We start from the raw sequence: 19,119 nt of genomic DNA, 5'->3' as shown, positions 1-19,119 counted from the left end.
TCAAATAAATACCAATTATGAAAACCATTAAAGGACCGGCAATTTTTTTAGCACAGTTTGTAGGTGCCAAACCGCCGTTTGATAACTTAAAATCTATTTGCGAGTGGGCGAAAGGCCTGGGTTATAAAGGCGTGCAATTGCCTACCAATGATCCGCATTATATCGACATACAAAAAGCGGCAGAAAGTAAAACTTATGCCGACGAAATTAAAGGCATAGTAAACGAAGCAGGGTTAGAAATAACCGAGCTTTCAACACACCTGCAAGGGCAACTGGTAGCCGTTAACCCGGCTTACGATCAGTTGTTTGACGCTTTTGCGCCCGATGCTTACAAGAACAATCCTAAAGCACGCCAGGAGTGGGCGGTACAGCAGCTGAAATACGCTGCCAAGGCTTCGCAAAACTTAGGTTTGGATGCGCATGTTACCTTTAGCGGTGCCTTGATTTGGCAAACCGTATACCCATGGCCGCAAAGGCCTGCCGGTTTGGTTGATGCCGCCTTTACCGAACTGGCCAAACGCTGGGAGCCTATCCTGAACGTATTTGACGAAAACGGTATCGATCTTTGCTACGAGATTCATCCGGGTGAAGACCTGCATGATGGTATTACGTATGAAATGTTCCTCGAAAAAGTGAACAATCACAAACGTGCCTGCTTATTGTACGATCCATCGCACTTTGTGCTGCAATGCCTTGATTACCTGGAATACATCGATATTTACCACGAACGTATAAAAATGTTCCACGTTAAGGATGCCGAGTTTAACCCTACAGGCCGTCAGGGTGTGTATGGAGGTTACCAGAACTGGGTTGACCGTGCGGGCCGTTTCCGTTCGTTGGGTGATGGACAGGTTGATTTTAAGGCCATCTTCAGTAAACTTACCGCTTATGATTTCCCGGGATGGGCAGTGCTGGAGTGGGAGTGTGCCTTAAAGCACCCTGAAGACGGCGCACGTGAAGGAGCCGAATTTATAAAGAACCACATTATACGTGTAACTGACCACGCCTTTGATGATTTTGCATCAGCCGGAGGCGATGATAATTTTAATAACAAACTTTTAGGATTATCATAATGGTTTGATTATTGCCTGCTGTAGCAAAGGGCGCGTTTGCAGCCCTTTGTTATAAACAGAATAGTCAATTAAAATTTACCTTATGAAAAAGACATTTGTAATTCTTTCACTTTGTTTTCTATTAGCGGCCTGCGGCGGCAGTACTGAAACCGGTAGCAACAGCAATGATACTACAGCGGTAGACCATACCGAAGTTGACGATGCGGATACCCCTGCAACCGATACTGACACGGTACTTGCCAAACCCGAAGAGAAATCCGAAGCGGCCGAAAAACCGGAAACGCCCGAAAAGAAAGAGAAGCCTGAAAAGGCGGAGAAATCTGTAGGATCAGCCAAAGGTGCCGATTTGGTGAGTAAAAGCGATTGCCTTACCTGCCATAAGTTAGATGTTAAAATTGTTGGTCCGGCTTATGCCGATGTGGCAAAAAAATACAAACCAACGGCCGAAAATATTGATATGCTGGCCAAAAAAGTAATTGATGGCGGTAAAGGTAACTGGGGCGAAATACCAATGTCGCCGCACCCCAACGTATCAACAGCCGATGCTAAGGAAATGGTAAAATACATCTTGTCAATTAAGTAAATTATATACAATTTAAACCGATTAAATAAACCCAAATCAGAATGACCTTTTTAACCCGTTTCAAACTATCGACCATGATGTTCCTCGAATTTTTTATTTGGGGTGGCTGGTTCGTAAACTTAGGTACTTTCCTTATTAAAAACTTCAAATCGTCAGGTACGGAGGTAGGTACAGCATATTTAACACAATCAATTGGAGCGATAGTAGCACCGTTTATTATAGGTCTGATAGCTGATAAGTTTTTTTCGGCACAAAAAATATTAGGGGTACTTCACCTTATAGGCGGCGCCTTATTATGGCGCGCGTCTATGTCGGCCGATTTCGCGTCGTTTTACCCGAATATTTTACTTTACATGATCTTGTATATGCCAACTTTGGCACTGGTAAATTCAGTGGCTTTCAGGCAAATGAAAAACCCGAGCAAAGAGTTTCCGCCAATCAGGGTATTAGGTACCGTAGGATGGATCTTTGCAGGCTTTTTAGTAAGCTGGTTAAGCTGGGATAAATTAGGTGGCGAAGAAGCACTTGTAAATACTTTCAAAATGTCGGGTACAGCCTCAATCATTTTGGGTTTATTGAGCTTTGCATTACCTGCAACTCCGCCGGTTAAAAAAGGCCAAAAGGTTACCATAGGTGAGGTGTTAGGCTTGGATGCCATCAGCTTACTGAAAAATAAATCATACCTGTTATTCTTTATATCGTCAGTAGCTATTTGTATACCATTGGCATTTTATTACGGTTTCGCTAACGTGTTTTTGCAAGATGCAGGCGTTAAAGGCAGTACCATTACACAATCGTTAGGGCAGGTATCTGAAACCTTGTTCATGCTTTGTATACCATTCTTTTTTGTACGCTTAGGTGTTAAAAAAATGTTGGGTATCGGTATGTTCGCATGGGCTTTAAGGTATGTGTTATTTGCTTACGGTAATGGCGAAGCCAACTACTGGATGCTGTTGATCGGTATCGTTTTACATGGTATCTGCTATGATTTCTTCTTCGTTACAGGTCAAATTTATACTGATAACCTTGCAGGCGAACGTTTCAAAAGTTCGGCACAAGGCTTTATCACTTTAGCAACTTACGGTGTAGGTATGCTGATAGGTTCTTTAATATCAGGTAAAGTATACGATGCTTATACCACCGGCGATGTACACAACTGGCAATCAATATGGTTAATTCCGGCTGGTATAGCGGGTGTAGTGTTAGTGTTGTTCCTGTTATTATTTAAAGATAAAAACCACACCGAAACACAACCGGGCGTTGACGCGCAGGATGCCGAAGTTATTTTATAATAACCCGGTTTAAACTAAAGCAACAGAATTATATCAAATACATTAAATTGAATATGACAAACAGAAGGACATTTTTAGCCCAGGCCGGTTTAGCCGGTGCGGCTATGTTAATAGCCCCCAAAATGCTTTCGGCAAAGGGTATAAACAAAGTTGGTTTGCAACTTTACAGTCTGCGCGATTATTTGCCAAAGGATGTTAAAGGCGTTACCGCTAAAGTAGCGCAAGCCGGTTATAAAGAGGTTGAAACTTATGGCTACTCTAAAAAAGATGGTTTTTGGGGACTGGATGCCAAAGCTTACGGCGAGTTGCTGAAAGCTAACGGACTGGTATCGCCAAGCGGTCACTATGGTTACGAATCATACTTCCGTACCGGCAGCACCGAAGAGTTGGACAGCTTTATTGAAGCCGCACACACTATCGGCCAAACTTATGTGATTTTACCATGGATGAGCGGCGATTTGATTGACACTGCTGATAAATGCAAGGCTATAGCTAAAAAGTTTACCGCTGCTGCGGAATATCTGAAAAAAGCTAACCTGAAATTCGCGTACCACAACCATAATTTTGAGTGGAAACCGGTTGAGGGAACCACTTTTTACGATGTGATATTAAAAGAAACAGACCCTGCAGTAGTAAAGCTGGAACTGGATATGTACTGGGTGGTACGTGCCGGACACGATATTGCCGATATACTGGCTAAAAACCCGGGCAGGTTTGAGCTTTGCCATGTTAAGGATGCCGATAAAAGTAATGTTGAACTGAATACCGAAGTTGGTAAAGGTTCTATCGATTACAAAGCCATGTTAGCTAAAGCAGGTAAAGCCGGTGTAAAACACTTTATTGTGGAGCAGGAGAACTTTACCAATATTGATGCTTATGTGAGCATTACCGAGAGCTGCAAATACGTAAAAACATTATCAGTTTAAATTTTAAAGAAGTGAATTATAAATTAACATTAACAATATTGCTGGCAAGCAGCAGCTTCGCGGCTTTCGCGCAGGATGCCAAACCGGAAGATACCGAAGTGTGGTCGCCTGAAGTAAAGGTGGTTACGCCGGGAAAAACGCCTTCAGACGCGCCTTCAGACGCGATCATTTTATTTGATGGCAAAAACCTCGACGAGTGGTCATCAGCCGATGATAACAGCAAACCCGCTAAATGGACTGTTGGCAAAGGCATTGTAACCGTAAACAAAAAAGAAGGTGGCATTGTAACCAAACGCAAATTCAATAACTACCAGCTGCATATTGAGTGGCAGGTGCCAAAAAACATTACCGGCAGCGGCCAGGCCCGTGGTAATAGTGGCGTGTTCTTGGCCTCAATAGGTAAAGGTGATGCCGGTTACGAGTTACAGGTACTGGATTCGTACCAAAACAAAACGTATGTAAACGGACAAGCCGGTAGTATTTACAAACAGTTTGCTCCATTGGCTAACCCGATTAAACAACCGGGCGAATGGCAAACTTATGATGTGATTTGGACAGCGCCAACCTTTAATGAGGATGGTTCGGTAAAAACAACGGCGCATGTAACCGTATTTTTTAACGGTGTGCTTGTACAAAATAACACCGAGCTGTTGGGCCCAACGCAATACATTGGCAAGCCACATTATGTAAAACATGGTGCAGCGCCAATCTACCTGCAATCGCACGGTGACCCAAGCGAGCCGGACAGCTTCCGTAACATCTGGATCAGGGAACTGTAGTTGGTCATTAGGCCTTAGTCATTGGGTCATTCGAAAGGCATTTGCTTTTTGGGGCCGCTGTAGCGCCCCAGGTGAGGTCTGTCTTGGCGTCTGCCAAAAACATCGCTAAATTGACCGACATCAGCAGAGAAAAGAAGAAAGTAAAACCGAAAATTTTGCCCTTTGACCCGGCAGCAGCTTCTTCGTTGGTCAGCTTGTTATCGGCCAGCCAGGCTTTGCCGAATACTGATGGTGCATACCAAACAGCACCCAACGCGAATGCAGAGATACCGGCCACCACTACGGCGAGCCAGTTAATAGTTGAAATGTCCATGAGATAAATAATTAAGGTTATATAAATATAAACAGAATTATTTATCTCATGTTAAAAATGAATGACTTGATTAACAGTTGTTTATTTGTATGGACAACCGTATATTAATGCTCTTCTTTAAAATAAACTTTGTAGAAGTTCATGCCTTTATCCTCATCAACGCCGCGCTGTATCAGTTCTTTATCGCCGTGAATATAAATGTGGAAGTTCTTATCAAGCTTCAATACAGTTTTATAATCTTTAGCCTGCTTTTTTACCGCGTTGGTTGATATCTCAAAGCTATCGTGAATAGGCATCTCAAACTCTTCAACATACTGCTGTTTGTAGTTTTTGAACGATTCTATAGCTTCGGGGTTACCAATCACCTCGCCTGCAAACTCATCCATATCAAAGGTTTCTTTCTCCTTAAAATACTTCATTGATCGGTTCAGCAGGTCTATCTTATCGGCCTTGCTCAACTCAAACTCATCATCAAGTTTTTGGGTGACGAAGTTTTTGTAAATGCTCAGCGTATTATTGGTTTGGTTGAAGTTATCGTTACGGATCTTCAATTGCAAAAAGTCATCCTTCCAGTAAATGGCGGTGTCCTGGTTACCATTGGTTTTATCAACCACGGCCACTTTATAGCCATTTTCCTTTTCTACATTAAAAATGAGGCAGCCTTTATCCAGCTTATTAATGTTGATGGCGTTCTCCTCGTAATCCATACTGAAACCGCCTTTATCCGGAAATACTTTAAGGTAAGTTTCTTTGGTTTCCGACTTGAATATGCCTATCGCATCCAGCAGTTCGCCCTCAATTTGTACCTGACTAAAATAAGCCACATACAATTCGCCTGATTTAATTTTGGGGTGATTGGAGATGCTGTACAATTGCTTGGCAATCTTCTCCGATGAATCATGAAACTTGCTTTTATCTTCAAAGGCCTGCGTAGCAAAATGATAAATTTCGTTCAGATTGGCATCGCCGCTATTGTGCATCAGGTGGTAAACCTCGTTGCTTTTTTCAAACGGGGTTAAAAAATACTGCATCAGTAAACGCGGTATCAGTTCATCCTTTAATTCGAGCGGATATTCTGACAATGAGTACATTTCGTTTTGCGATTGGTTGCCCACATGGTGCACCGAAATACTATCAAGCGAAGCTTCAAAAAAAGTTATCATATCGGGTACCAATTACGCTATTTTTTTTGACATGAATGTTGCCAATTAATTAACGAAATTTGCGCCTTATAAAAAGCCCCTCGCAGGGCATGCATAAAAAATGAGATCAGACTTGAGCCAACCCATACATCCCGAAGAAACCATTGTTGCACTGGCTACGCCAAACGGGGTAGGAGCCATTGGTGTCATTCGCCTTTCGGGTTATGACGCCATCAATATTGCCAACCGTGTTTTTAAAGGGAAGGATTTGAGCAAACAGACCTCGCACACCATACACTTGGGCCATATTATTGATGGCGATATGATTTTGGATGAAGTGTTGGTATCGCTGTTCGTTGGTCCGCGTTCGTACACGCGCGAAAACGTGGTGGAGATTTCCTGCCATGGGTCGAACTATATTTTGGAGAGTATTATCAAGCTGCTGATAAAAAGCGGAGCCCGCTCAGCTAAGCCTGGTGAATTTACGCTGCGTGCGTTTCTGAATGGACAATTAGATCTATCGCAAGCCGAAGCAGTAGCCGACCTGATCGCTTCTAACTCGAAGGCATCACAACAGGTTGCCTTGCAGCAATTAAGGGGCGGATTTAGCAATCAGTTACAAGGTCTGCGCGCGCAACTGGTGCAATTTGCATCGCTGGTTGAGCTGGAGCTCGATTTTTCGGAAGAAGATGTTGAATTTGCTAACCGCGACCAACTGAAACAATTGGTGCATGATACCACGATAGTGATCGGCAGCCTGATCCGTTCTTTCGAGTTGGGTAACGTGATAAAACAAGGCGTAAACACCGTAATAGCCGGCAGGCCAAACGCAGGCAAGTCGACCCTGTTGAACGCGCTGTTAAACGAGGAAAGGGCCATTGTGAGCCACATTCCCGGCACCACCCGCGACACCATTGAAGAGGTACTGAACATTAACGGCATTAATTTCCGGATGGTTGATACCGCCGGTATCCGCGAAGCTACCGATGCCATTGAGCAAATAGGGGTGCAGCGCACTATGGAAAAGATAGATCAGTCGGCATTGTTGGTTTATGTTTTTGATGCATTGCAGATTACTACAGAAGAATTAAATAGCGATGTAGAAAGTCTGCAACGCCCCGGTGTAACCATGTTGGTAGTCGCCAATAAGATAGATCTGCTAAGCCAGGACCAGCTTGCTGCAATATCAACGGATGCCATATTGATATCGGCCAAAGAAAAACAACACATAGACGAGCTCAAACAAAAGATATACCACGCCGCCGTAAAACAACAACTCACCGGCGACGAAACCCTCGTAACCAACATCCGCCACCTCGAAGCCCTCCAAAAAACAGAAGAAGCCCTGGTACGCGTACTCAACGGCATAGACACCTACATCACCTCCGATTTCTTGGCAATGGACATCAAACAAGCCCTCCATTACCTCGGCGAGATCACAGGTGCTGTTACCACAGATGATCTGCTGGAGAATATATTCAGTAAGTTCTGTATCGGCAAGTAGTCGACATAACTAATTGATTATCAATTAATTATAAAATAAAAACAGAAAGTAAAAATCTTTATTTTCATTTCTTAAATGCCATTCTATCAGTCAGTTACAAATAAAACCAATCGGTATTTTTCTGCTTTTTGTTACTATTAGAAAGTAATTTCGTTGCTTTTTTGGTTCCCAAAGTGCCTTTTGTTCCTCATTTTTCAGTGTCATGTAAATCGTTGTAACTATCGATAACTAAATAGCACTAAATGACACTAAATATTACAAAACACTACAATTTTAGGGAGATACAACGACGGATATGTTTGCCATGATTTTTTGGGGCCGGTGTTAATGTGGATAATTAAATTGTGGAAATTTAAAATACATGAGTTCAAATTTCACGATCCAAAGAAAATGTGTGCATTGTAAACAAACATTCAATGCCAAAACCACTGTCACCCGATTTTGCGGCAAGCTGTGTAATAAACGGTTTAACGCTGCAAAACAAAGAAATGAAAAGATTGAAACGGAAAATCTACAGCCTATTATTTTGTCCGCTCAAGCAATGCAACCCCTTAAAAATGTAGAGTTTTTAGATACTCAAAAAGCTGCAGTATTGCTTGGGGTATCGCGTAGTTTTATTTATCATTTAATAAATACGGGTAAGCTTATCGCCTACAATCTTTCTATTCGCCGGACAATCATTCTAAGAGGAGACATTGAGCAGTTATTTCAATCAAGGACGCTTATGGCACCTCTTCCCAAAAAGAAGGTATCCAAAATGCCCGCGATCAATGACTGTTATAATATGGGCGAGATACACGAGAGGTTTAAAATCTCAGACGCAGCAATATATAATTTGATCAAAAGAAACAACATTGATAAGTTTCAGGTAGGCCGATTCACCTATGTTGCCAAGAAACATATTGAGTCAATTTTACTTAATCAAATCTGATGGCAAATGTAACTATAAGAAGGAAATCGCTATCAAAAAATCGCCAGTCACTTTATCTGGACTATTCACCACCTTTATTCAATTCAATAAAAAATAAGCTTCAGCGATATGAATATTTGAAGCTGTTTATTTATGATGAACCTAAAAGTAATATTGAGCGTAAGCATAATAAAGAAACAATCAAGTTAGCTGAATGGGTTAGACTCAAACGACATCTTGACGTTCATAGTAACAGGTTTGGATTTTTATCTGAATCTAATAGGGGAGGTAATTTTATCAATTACTTTAAAAAATATACTGCGAAGCGCCAGAAAACCGATTCTGATAACATGGCCATGGCTTTTCGGTATTTTGAAGATTTTATAACCAGCAATAATCTGAAAACTTGTGATTTGAATGACTCAATATGTGAGGGTTTTAGATCCTATCTTTTGAATAGTCCTGGAATCAGCTTTAGAGAAAAGCCAATTTCGAGAAATACGGCCGTTAGTTATTTTGCGAAATTTAGATCCGCTTTAAAAGAAGCGTTTAGCAAGGGATTGCTGGCGGAAGATTTCTATTCGTTAGTCAAGCCTATAAAAGCAAACGAAACACATTGCGAACGTTTGGAATTGACGGAACTCCAAACACTAATATGGACGCCAATGGAACCTGATGTAATTAAACGCGCAGCAATATTTTCTGCTTTAACAGGTCTTAGGTTTTCAGATGTTAAAGCTTTAAAATGGTCTGAGCTAAGAGGTCAGCCTGGTAAATACTATTTACAATATCGCCAACAAAAAACGTTGGTTGCTGAATACATGCCTATTGCTGACGATGCTGTTAAAATAATGGGAAACAAAGGAAAGCTTAACGAGTCAGTTTTCAAAAAATTGACTTATTCCTCAATCAGAGTTTTCTTAATAAGGTGGCTAGCAAAAGCTGGCATCAAAAAGAATATTACGTTCCATTGTTTCAGGCATACTTATGCAACATTACAACTCGAGTTTGGAACAGATCTGTATACTGTTTCTAAAATGCTAGGGCATAAGCATATTAAAACAACGCAGGTTTATGCCAAGGTGGTGGACAGTAAAAAAAATCAAACAGTTAAAAGAATCAAAGTTAATATAGACAAGCTTAATGTGACTAATTCGGCATAATATCTACAAAAGGCCGGTTATTCCGGCCTTTTTCATATTACCCCGTTTAAATTTTTACTGAATGGTTTTTGGTTACGCAGGATATAAACTTTGGGATGATAAAACTTATTCTCTTTTTGATAAAGGCAGGCATTGAAATTTTCGTCTTCCTGTTCCATTAGCGTCCTTAAGGCTTTTGGCGATGTGGGCAGGTGGATAAGAAGCAAATGACGTACCCATTATTTAGTAACACTTAATCATCACTGCGATGTTCGTTGTAATAAGTGTAACATTTTAACGGAGGCCGTATCTAATCCCGCAAATTTGATCCACTTTTACCCCGTTCATGACCGACTTTGAAGACATCTACCAGCAATATTCGCCCCAGATTTACCGGGTCTGCCTGGGTTATACGAATGATGCGGAGCAGGCCAAAGACCTGATGCAGGAAACCTTCATTTCGGTTTGGAAAAATCTGGCTGGTTTTCGGCAGGAAGCGCAGCTGGGGACCTGGATATTTCGGATCGCGACCAACCACTGCCTGCGGGCGCTGGAGATAATACGACGAATGCCGCCAGCGGAAATGCCCCTGCAGCTGGCCGATGTGCCGGAGGAATCACCCGAAGAAAAGCTGAGCTGGCTCTACCGGGCTATCGCTACGCTCAATGAAACTGAACGTATCATCATTTCGCTGGAACTGGAAGGCCTGCCGCAGGCCGAGATTGCGGCGGTGGTCGGACTGAGCCAGGTCAACATACGGGTGAAGATCCACCGGATCAAAGAAAAACTGGCTAAACAATTAAAGATGTATGAACGAATTTGACCAACTCCGTACCCTCTGGCAAACGGCTGACACCAGCGCCCTGCCTGATTCACAGGCCATGCTGCGCCTGGTACGCAAGTTCCGCAACCAAAAGCTACAAAAAAAATGGTTAGTCATCGGCCTGGCCGTGCTCTTTTCCCTACTGATCACCGCAGTGTTATGCCTGGTACATTTTCAGTTGCCAGGCACATATATTGGCGGCGCGTTGATAACGCTGTCCGGAATCTTATTAGCTATCACTAACCTCCGTTCGCTCAAACGCTTCTACCGGCTCAATGACTACAGTAATGCCGAGTTTCTTGCCTTTATCGAGCAGACCAGACGGAACCAGGTACGCTATTACCAGAAGACCATGGTTTGGATCGTCGCACTGGCATCTATAGGCTGGTTCCTATACCTGTACGAAACCGTTGCGCCGTATCCCGAATGGCTGGCAGGTACTTATTGCTTCGCACTTGCCTACATCTGTGTGCTCTGGTTTATCGTACGCCCACGCGCCTTCCGCCGGGATGCCCGGAAACTTGACGCTCTGAGGCAAAAAATTGAAAACATATCCAAACAATTAACATAAATGAAATCAACACTTTTTACCAAACCGGTTCTGCTGCTCCTTGTAAGCGGTCTGTTGCTGACCAGTCTGACACCCATCCTGGCCCGGTATTACCCCTTTCCCGATAGTGTGAAAGGCTTCCTGACTGGTGTGGGTCTTATGCTGGAGGTGCTTGCCCTTAGCCGGATCCGGCGAAAAAAGAAACTGTTCTGCACAACGTCATAATAGGAAATGTCCTTTATAGAAGCCGTTTAAGGCTAATCAAACAAATTTTGCTGATTACCATTTAAGCTATAATCACGGTTAATTTATAGAAAAGAAATTTAATCACAACAACCTGCTACAATACACGTTTAACATGCAATGGTTACAATTGTTAATAAACCTGCCAGCGTTTTTGTTATAGATGATGAGCCGCTCGACAACATTATATTTAAAATGTTAATTAAAAGAGTCGACGATGATATTAATGTAAATGCTATTAATGACGGGCGAAACGCCATTGATCAGCTTCGGGAAATTGGTACAAACACCCCGGAGAGTCTACCTGACTACATTTTTTTAGACCTCAATATGCCGGGAATGAACGGTTGGGACTTTCTGAAGGAGTTCAAACGACTTGGACTTAACCGGTTTAAGAAAATTCAGATCAATATTTTATCATCATCGGTTTTCAGTGAAGACATTGTAAGATCACGGTCAAACCCATTAGTAGACAATTTTTTTAACAAGCCGATTAATTTAGATAACCTGAAAACCATCTTCAAACCCGGTGACTTTATCAGCGGTCTTACCTTGTTATAGGTTTCTAATATGTCTTTACGAAAAAAAATTCTGATCATTGAAGATGACAATGATATCCTCGACACCATTTCAGCAGTTCTTGATATTGCAAATTTTGAAGTTGCCGGAACTAATGGCACCAATGATATTTTTGAACTGACCCGGCTCCACCAGCCTGACCTAATATTGACCGACTATATGCTACCCGGGCTTACCGGAGGGCAAATTTGCAAGATGATCAAAAGCCACCACGAAACTGCTGATATTCCTGTTGTGCTGATGTCAGCATATCATAAGCAGGCGATAGCGATAGGAAACTTTAATTATGATGCTTTTATTAAAAAGCCGTTCAATATAGACTACCTCGTAAGCGTGATCACCAGTTTCTTAAATTAATTACCCTTTAAATGATGAACTGAGATTTATCTTCAAACAAAATTTATTTATAGGAGTTAATACAAACTGTTAATAAGGATTGTGGTTCCCAACCACACAATAAGTTAAGGAGGTGCTCTCGTGGTAAGGGGCATCTCTTTTTGTTAATACTTAGTTGGCTATTAAATAAAAACTATTTAATAACTTATTAATAAAGGCTGTCATACATGATTTGCAAACATTAGAGATATCATCTAACGTCACTAAAATTTATGATGGTCTCAATTTAGTGATCACATTTAAACATCAGTGATATCCTATATCTTTTCTTGTGAAAAATCGAATATGGTTTGTCTTAAATGAATTTTCATATTATGAAAGTAAATTTCTTTTAAAACATTGTAAATGTTTTAATTGTTATATCTGTGTAGTAATAATAATACATATATAACTTTCTATTAAAATATTTAACAATATGCCAATTCGCTACTCTAAGTATCTGTATGTGATCTTGTTCCTGTGCGACTTGTTTTTGCTTAATTTTTCATTTCTAAAATCACATGATATTATTCACTACTATTACTACGACAGTAATATCCCTCTTTTTCTTATAATAACGCTAAATATAGCATGGTTGTTTAGTACTATTCAAGCCCGTAATTTAAAACCGCGCTTAATTTCCAAGATAAATGAGAGCTTAAAGCGTTTTGTTAAAGCGTTAACTTATCATATCATCATCATTGGGAGTATTATTTACTTTTTTAAATTGGTAAATATCTCCCGTTTAGAAATGATTGCAGGTTATTTTTTGTTTTTTGTGCTGGTGTTTTTAAGCCGGCTAGTTATTTATCTTGCAGTAAAGCTGCAGCGTAACAGGGTTAAAAGCCTGAATAAAATACTGATCATCGGTAATGAAGACATTGCCATGCGTTTTATAGATATTGTAGCATCCAGTAATACTAACCGATACGACCTGGTCGATTTTATTGCCGCAAGCCAGGTTAAACGCAGTTCTTTTGACAAGCTTAAGAAAACTATTTTAGATCACCGGCCCGAAGAAATTTTTATTTGCCTTGCCAAGCTTGATCAGCATTTGTGTGACCAGCTCATTCAATTTGGTGAGATATATGACATTAAGGTTAATATAGTACCCGACTTAGCAATCAATAATGATAGTTTCTCTGCTGTTATTAATTATGGTGATATTCCTGTAGACGATTTGATTGCTGGGACTTATCTTAGTTTAGATAAAAGAGTATTAAAAAGAGGTTTTGATGTATTTTTTTCCACTTGCGTTATGGTCACCGGCGCTCCGTTTTTCTTTGCGCTTTTATGTTTAACAAAACTCACTTCAAGAGGTCCAGTATTTTATAAGCAAGAACGCATTGGTAAAAATGGTAAACCGTTTATTATATATAAGTTCAGGAGCATGTACATAGACGCTGAAAAATACGGCCCGCAATTGTCAAAAGATAATGATCCGAGAATTACTAATTGGGGGCGATTCCTGCGTAAGAGCCGATTGGACGAATTGCCGCAGTTTTGGAATGTACTGAAAGGTGATATGTCGGTTGTAGGACCAAGGCCAGAGCGGCAACATTATATTAATCAGATTATCGAGCACAAACCTCATTACGCCCAGTTGCTTTGCTTAAAGCCCGGAATCACCTCGATAGGGCAGGTATATTATGGTTATGCGGAGAATTTGGAGCAAATGTGTGAACGTGTAAACTATGATATCAACTACCTTCAAAAGGTGAATATACATTATGATATAACCATTATTTTGCGGACTGTAAGAATAATGGTTCAGGGTAAAGGCAAATAAGATTACTTAATTGCCTTTATACCCTTTTTTGTAGCCCCGCCATTTACTGATCGTTTTAGCCGCCATCTCAAACAGCCGGAGTGGATTTCGTTTAATAAGATACGTAAATTGTGATAATATAAACCTGACTCCCTCTTTGGCAGGCTTACCAAACTCACGGTAAAGTTGCGGATTTTGGCGGTGAAATTTGCCTATTTCTATATACCTTTCATATTCCTGTTTGTTACTATAGTTGTGAGAATGATATACCGGAGCCTCGGCTACATAGGCAATTTTCCAGCCTTTGCTAATCATCTTTGCGGTAATCAGCGTGTCTTCCCCGAATTGTGCATCAACAGGAAAGCCCCCCACTTCTTTGTAGGCTGTATAACGATAAGCCGCGAACGAGTTGGAACAAAATATCGTTTTAAAGCCATATTCATTTATGTCGGTTTTCGACCTGATGTACGACTTATCAGGATAATTGAAGTTCCGGTTATGGCGCTCCAGTAATGTGGCATTTGATTTTGGTAACTGGCGGCCATAGGCCACGCCAATCTTTTGATCACTAAATAATACCGCTATTACGTTTTTTAAACTGTCTGAAGACGCTAAAATCGCATCCTGGGTCAGATAAATATAAATATCAAAGCCCGGATATAATTCAATAAGTTTATGCCTTGCATATCCGTGCGTGAAATCTTTCTTTTCAATACTCGTTACTTTAACATCATGCCGTTCAGCTGTAGCCACGGTATCGTCAGCGGAATCCGAGTCAATAATAGCGAGCAGATCGGGTTTTTCAGATTGTGACTCGACGCTTGCTAACAGCTTTTCCAAATCGGAGCCTGCATTGTAGGTGGGTATAAATAAAGCTACTTTAAAATGTAGAGTGCCGGGCTTATTCATAGGGCGGAGAGGGTCGGTGTATTATTTTTCTTAGCATTAGCTTCGGTTAGCAAAAACTGAAGCAGGTCATCCCAGCAAGTGAAATAAGGCCAGGCCGGGGTTACAGGTTGGTTAATATCGAAAACCAATGTTTTATCGATTATCGTTGCCATATAACCTGCGAGTTGCTGTTCGTCATCGGGGGCAAAGAATTTCGCTTTTTGGTAACTGCCGATAGTTTCGTGGGCATAAGGCAAATCAGCGATCAGTATGGGCTTATCATACTGCATAAACTCTGAAACGGGCAAACCCCAGGTTTCCAGTTTTGATGGAAAAACAAGACTGTCTGCTTCATAGTATAGCGCCTCAACAGTCTTTCTGCTTTGTAAGCCAATAAATCGTATCTGAGAGATATGCCTGAATCGATCGACAACCTTACGTGCATAGGCATTTTCCTGCCCATCCATGGTGATTACCAGTTCAAAGTCGGGTATGGTTTGTTGTAATATTTCAGCTGCCCTGCAAAGGGTCTCGATGTTTTTAAATACCCGCGGAAACGTAGGATAAAAGAACACGTGACGATCAAAATTTACCGGTAAGGAAGCTAACAGATTTCTATTTTCCGCTATGATCCCTCCTTTTGAAACAGGCGAGGCCACAATTGCATTTACACCATATAACTCTCTGAACTTTTGCCGCAGCCATTCCTGCTGTACAATTACGAACGCGTTTTTTTTGATATTGATACGGTATAAATATTTGTAAAAAAGCGTAAATAGTGAAAATGTAGTATCGTAAAAGAATTTGGAAAGATCGGTTTTATAAAAAGGGGAAGCGTTATGGCAGTATACTACCTGCATAGGGCAGGTAACTGTGGGCGTCATGTCGTGCAATGCAATCCAAAGATCGGGCTTCAGTTGTTTGGATAACTTGTTTGAAGTGATGTACTCAAATTTTATACGTTTACGCCAGGCGGTTTTTATCTCCGGATATTCGATGATCTGGTAATCGTCCAGGTATTCAGCGACCAGGTTTCGTTTATGTACCAATACGATCACTTCCAGCCCTAAAGTTGCTTTTAAGGGCCGCAACGCTTGAAGAACATCTTTTAATACGCTTAAAATTCCACCCTCCACTAAATTTACACCCGAAATAACAATTTTCAGCATACCGTTTTATAATTCTCGTTCATCACCCATACCGGGATTTAATTTCTTATAAAACAACATAACAGTATACAGCAGGCCGATGTTTTGCATTAGCCCTAATTTGTATATTTTATGTTTTTTCATGACCCTTAGCCATGCCAATCTGCCTGTACGATAAGCTTTCAGATAGCTTTCAAGCATGAGTTTTTTATCATCAGTAAGTTTACCGTCAAAAATATCCAGGAATTTTTCCAGCATGGTGATCTGGCTTCTAAAGGCAGTTATTTGTCGTTTAAATCCAGTAGTGAAGCGTATTACTCTTTTCTTAAAACCGGCACCCTGTGCGGTAACGTTGAGCTCGTGCTGACGGTACCTGATCAGTTTTTCATGGATATAAACGGCCCGGCCAATTGCGGTAGCAGTAAGGCTTATCCAGTAATCGTGATTTTGTGCTTCCGGCGGGATATGATCTATTGCTGTGATAAGCGGTTTATTGATCATCATAGTGCAGCCGAACGCGTAATTTTGAGCGATGGTATGGTTGAAATCCATCCGGTGCATAAGCCGGATCTCCTCGTGTAAAAAACTGCCGGACGAGGTCATTAGTTCAAGGTTTCCATACACCATTATAGGCGCTTCGGGGTATTGTATTTCTGTCTCTTGCATCGTGGCAAGTGTTTTTTCTATTTTTTCAGGCAGCCAAATATCGTCCTGATCACAAAACATGATATATCGTGTGTCAGTACTCTCAGCGGCCATATCATATAAGACGGCGAAATTGGAACGGGCACCTTTAATGGATGTGTGGTTAATTTGTAATGAAATATTGGTATGCCGGTGAGTATAACCGGTAGCGATCGCTATCGTATTGTCGGCTGAACCATCGTCTCTGATTATTAACTTCCAGTTAGTATAAGTTTGTCGCAGCAAACTATCTAACTGCTCCTTTATATAATGTTCGCCATTATAGGTGGCCATGAGTATCATTATGGTCGGTGTATTCGTCATTTAGATGTTATGGTCAAGTTTAACCAACTTCATAACCAACTTTTTGTTTTTTCATGTTATATAGTGGCACATATAACATAAAAGCCAATATTAAAAAAACAGGAAATATAAGGAGTACATTTTCTATGCCGGTTATAGCTACAGGCGGGTCAGTTTCTACAAAGCATAAATTGATGTATAAAAACATAAATAACAGTTGTCCTATTACATTCTTTTTTAAGCCGAAGAAAAGTTTGTTACGCAAAAAACCAAGCGAAAAACCTATCAAAAAAGAAAAGATAACACTACCGTACATGCCGTAGTAAATATATCCAAATACATTGTGCCGCGCGTTCGGACCGGCAATAAGATCAGCATCGTTATAGATGTGAAATAATTGCACACCTAATACTTCCGGCTGATAGTCGCGCGGAACTATTCGTAAAGTGCTGAAGATGTCGCCAAATAGCGCCAAAAAATATTTTGAACCGTTTATGGTTTCGATATTATTATTGGGGTAAGAAAAGTAATAAGTATCGCCAGATGCCACGAGGCGATAAAGGAATATATTTAAACTGTTACCTTCACCGGTATCGCTGCTTTTTAGCTGGGCGAAAATTACAATAAAAGCAAATGATAAACCTCCTGCAATAATATAACGTTCGTACTTCCTGAGATTGATAAAATACCGTTTCAGTTTTTGGGCATTTAGTATAAGGTAAATAAATAATACAAACCCAAGGCTCATAAATAAGCTTTTACTACCCGATAAGGCAAACGAGAGTAATAAAAATGCAGTGTAGACGAACAGGTAAAATTTAAAACCGGCGCCTTTTTTTACTTCGAGTAAAAGATAGACTAAAAGAAATGCAGTTGCAGGCCGTAATACATCCAGTACCCGGCCCAGTATGCCAAGTCCGCCACTATCAGTATAAGCACCTAATCGCGATTCCAGGAACAGGGGTATACCTACTAATTTGTAACTCAGCAATTGTACAAAAATGTAAGTAACGGAAGTAACTATAAAGAGGATTTTTATCAGCATACTTTCATATTCAAAATATGTTTTTATGTTGGTACCCGATACAATACTGGTGCGGGTTAAAGGCTTAAAAAAGAACAAACCAATAAAAAAAGCAGCTTGAGTTAACAGGTAACTGATAAAATATTTTAATTCAATACTTCGCGTTGCATATAAAAATACCACTACCGAAAAGCCGAATACGGAATAAATGAGATTGAAAATCAGCGGATCGAGAAATGAAATATATGTTTTTTTGAAAAGTATAAAGTATAAAAATAGAGATACTGCAAGTATACCCAGATACAGGTAAAGGTTATCATACAACAACAAACCAAAGGTATACCAATCCATTTATGTTTAGCGCAATTTAAGTCTTATCGTTAAACCGAAATATTTCCAATATATAAATGATAGCACCCTGTACACTGGGCCATAGTTTTCTTTCACAATGGAAAATACCTCATGAAAGTTTTTCTTGTTACTTGTGGCGCCGTCCAATCCATGGAAGGCAACCACCGGCGCGTCGTAAACCTCGAATTCCAGTTTACTTTTGTAATAGACCTGGCATAGGGCGAAATCACAAAAAAAGCGATATTTCAGATCATGCACCAGGTTTTCCGTACGTTTAAAAAATGCACCCTGATGGGGAATGGTGTTCATGATTTTCAACCAGTCGTTCACCTCCGGGTAGTGCGTTACATCTCCGGTTACTTTCACCGGGAAACAAACCACATCAGCATTAGCGGCCGCCAATTGCTCATGGGGCAAAGTGAAGAGCTTGTCGCCCGCTAATATAAATACAATGTATTTGCCTTTTGCCAACATTACGCCTTTATTAAGCGCGTCAGGTATGCCTTTATCCGGTTCACTTAAAAACAAGTCTATTTTATCGGCATATTTTTCTATCACCTCTTGCGTGCCGTCGGTAGAGTTTCCATCTATGACGAGGTATTCGAAGTTATCAAAAGGTTGATCGATAACGCTTTTTATAGTCGTTTCAACAAATGCGGCTGCGTTATAAGTAACGGTAATAATGCTGATCAGGGGTTCTTTCATTGCTTATATAAACT

The 19,119-nt window shown here is 40.7% G+C and carries 21 protein-coding genes; 14 read left to right on the top strand and 7 right to left on the bottom strand.

Going from position 1 to position 19,119, the window contains the following annotated elements:
* Positions 1 to 17 precede the first annotated feature (17 nt).
* The 5 genes from AC07NA_RS15640 (at position 18) to AC07NA_RS15620 (ending at position 4,653) form a co-directional block, all read left to right on the top strand.
* On the top strand, positions 18 to 1,073 hold the full coding sequence (locus AC07NA_RS15640; RefSeq protein WP_345213986.1) for a sugar phosphate isomerase/epimerase family protein: 1,056 nt from the start codon (positions 18 to 20) through the stop codon (positions 1,071 to 1,073).
* 82 nt (positions 1,074 to 1,155) lie between these two features.
* Positions 1,156 to 1,656 carry a c-type cytochrome gene (locus AC07NA_RS15635; protein WP_494898528.1) on the top strand — a complete coding sequence of 167 codons (501 nt, stop codon included), beginning with the start codon at positions 1,156 to 1,158 and terminating at the stop codon, positions 1,654 to 1,656.
* 41 nt (positions 1,657 to 1,697) lie between these two features.
* Positions 1,698 to 2,948 carry a nucleoside permease gene (locus AC07NA_RS15630; RefSeq protein ID WP_494898527.1) on the top strand — a complete coding sequence of 417 codons (1,251 nt, stop codon included), beginning with the start codon at positions 1,698 to 1,700 and terminating at the stop codon, positions 2,946 to 2,948.
* Between the two features lie 53 nt (positions 2,949 to 3,001).
* Entirely contained in the window at positions 3,002 to 3,874 is an 873-nt protein-coding gene (locus AC07NA_RS15625) for a sugar phosphate isomerase/epimerase family protein (protein WP_494898526.1), read from the top strand.
* An 11-nt stretch (positions 3,875 to 3,885) separates the two neighbouring features.
* Positions 3,886 to 4,653, top strand: a complete 768-nt coding sequence (locus AC07NA_RS15620) for a 3-keto-disaccharide hydrolase (RefSeq protein ID WP_494898525.1) — start codon at positions 3,886 to 3,888, stop codon at positions 4,651 to 4,653.
* Between the two features lie 7 nt (positions 4,654 to 4,660).
* Here AC07NA_RS15620 and AC07NA_RS15615 read toward each other — a convergent pair whose 3' ends face one another.
* Both AC07NA_RS15615 and AC07NA_RS15610 read right to left on the bottom strand, forming a co-directional pair.
* Entirely contained in the window at positions 4,661 to 4,966 is a 306-nt protein-coding gene (locus AC07NA_RS15615; protein WP_494898524.1) for a DUF1761 domain-containing protein, read from the bottom strand.
* A gap of 104 nt (positions 4,967 to 5,070) precedes the next feature.
* The gene (locus AC07NA_RS15610; protein WP_494898523.1) at positions 5,071 to 6,129 is read right to left on the bottom strand and encodes a nucleoid-associated protein; all 1,059 of its coding nucleotides are present in this window, start codon (positions 6,127 to 6,129) and stop codon (positions 5,071 to 5,073) included.
* A gap of 100 nt (positions 6,130 to 6,229) precedes the next feature.
* Here AC07NA_RS15610 and mnmE point away from each other — a divergent pair, with 100 nt between their 5' ends.
* The 9 genes from mnmE (at position 6,230) to AC07NA_RS15565 (ending at position 14,023) form a co-directional block, all read left to right on the top strand.
* Positions 6,230 to 7,612: a tRNA uridine-5-carboxymethylaminomethyl(34) synthesis GTPase MnmE gene (gene mnmE / locus AC07NA_RS15605; protein WP_494898521.1), complete on the top strand. Its 1,383-nt coding sequence runs from the start codon at positions 6,230 to 6,232 to the stop codon at positions 7,610 to 7,612.
* A 361-nt stretch (positions 7,613 to 7,973) separates the two neighbouring features.
* Complete coding sequence (locus tag AC07NA_RS15600; RefSeq protein ID WP_494898520.1) at positions 7,974 to 8,543, top strand: helix-turn-helix transcriptional regulator; 570 nt, start codon at positions 7,974 to 7,976, stop codon at positions 8,541 to 8,543.
* Entirely contained in the window at positions 8,543 to 9,685 is a 1,143-nt protein-coding gene (locus tag AC07NA_RS15595) for a site-specific integrase (RefSeq protein ID WP_494898519.1), read from the top strand. The genes AC07NA_RS15600 and AC07NA_RS15595 overlap by 1 nt, the downstream gene beginning before the upstream one ends.
* Positions 9,686 to 10,010: 325 nt before the next feature.
* Complete coding sequence (locus AC07NA_RS15590; RefSeq protein ID WP_494898518.1) at positions 10,011 to 10,487, top strand: RNA polymerase sigma factor; 477 nt, start codon at positions 10,011 to 10,013, stop codon at positions 10,485 to 10,487.
* Entirely contained in the window at positions 10,474 to 11,058 is a 585-nt protein-coding gene (locus AC07NA_RS15585) for a hypothetical protein (protein ID WP_494898517.1), read from the top strand. The genes AC07NA_RS15590 and AC07NA_RS15585 overlap by 14 nt, the downstream gene beginning before the upstream one ends.
* A complete protein-coding gene (locus AC07NA_RS15580; RefSeq protein ID WP_494898515.1) occupies positions 11,059 to 11,262 on the top strand; it encodes a hypothetical protein in 204 nt (67 codons plus the stop codon).
* A 138-nt stretch (positions 11,263 to 11,400) separates the two neighbouring features.
* Entirely contained in the window at positions 11,401 to 11,841 is a 441-nt protein-coding gene (locus AC07NA_RS15575) for a response regulator (RefSeq protein ID WP_494898514.1), read from the top strand.
* A gap of 9 nt (positions 11,842 to 11,850) precedes the next feature.
* Entirely contained in the window at positions 11,851 to 12,216 is a 366-nt protein-coding gene (locus tag AC07NA_RS15570; RefSeq protein WP_494898513.1) for a response regulator, read from the top strand.
* Between the two features lie 454 nt (positions 12,217 to 12,670).
* Positions 12,671 to 14,023 (top strand): sugar transferase, encoded by a 1,353-nt coding sequence (locus tag AC07NA_RS15565; protein WP_494898512.1) that lies wholly within the window; start codon positions 12,671 to 12,673, stop codon positions 14,021 to 14,023.
* Between the two features lie 6 nt (positions 14,024 to 14,029).
* Here the strand turns inward: AC07NA_RS15565 and AC07NA_RS15560 are convergent, their stop codons facing one another.
* The 5 genes from AC07NA_RS15560 to AC07NA_RS15540 are packed head-to-tail and all read right to left on the bottom strand — an operon-like array spanning position 14,030 to position 19,105.
* Positions 14,030 to 14,911: a glycosyltransferase family 2 protein gene (locus AC07NA_RS15560; protein WP_494898511.1), complete on the bottom strand. Its 882-nt coding sequence runs from the start codon at positions 14,909 to 14,911 to the stop codon at positions 14,030 to 14,032.
* The gene (locus AC07NA_RS15555; protein WP_494898510.1) at positions 14,908 to 16,059 is read right to left on the bottom strand and encodes a glycosyltransferase; all 1,152 of its coding nucleotides are present in this window, start codon (positions 16,057 to 16,059) and stop codon (positions 14,908 to 14,910) included. The genes AC07NA_RS15560 and AC07NA_RS15555 overlap by 4 nt, the downstream gene beginning before the upstream one ends.
* A gap of 6 nt (positions 16,060 to 16,065) precedes the next feature.
* Entirely contained in the window at positions 16,066 to 17,046 is a 981-nt protein-coding gene (locus tag AC07NA_RS15550; RefSeq protein WP_494898509.1) for a glycosyltransferase family 2 protein, read from the bottom strand.
* Between the two features lie 19 nt (positions 17,047 to 17,065).
* Entirely contained in the window at positions 17,066 to 18,400 is a 1,335-nt protein-coding gene (locus tag AC07NA_RS15545; RefSeq protein WP_494898508.1) for an O-antigen polymerase, read from the bottom strand.
* A gap of 6 nt (positions 18,401 to 18,406) precedes the next feature.
* Positions 18,407 to 19,105 (bottom strand): glycosyltransferase, encoded by a 699-nt coding sequence (locus tag AC07NA_RS15540; protein WP_494898507.1) that lies wholly within the window; start codon positions 19,103 to 19,105, stop codon positions 18,407 to 18,409.
* Positions 19,106 to 19,119: the final 14 nt, after the last annotated feature.

The sequence above is a fragment of the Mucilaginibacter sp. GW821-FHT07G05 genome, from assembly GCF_059418565.1.
This window is presented reverse-complemented; position numbering and strand designations above follow the sequence as displayed.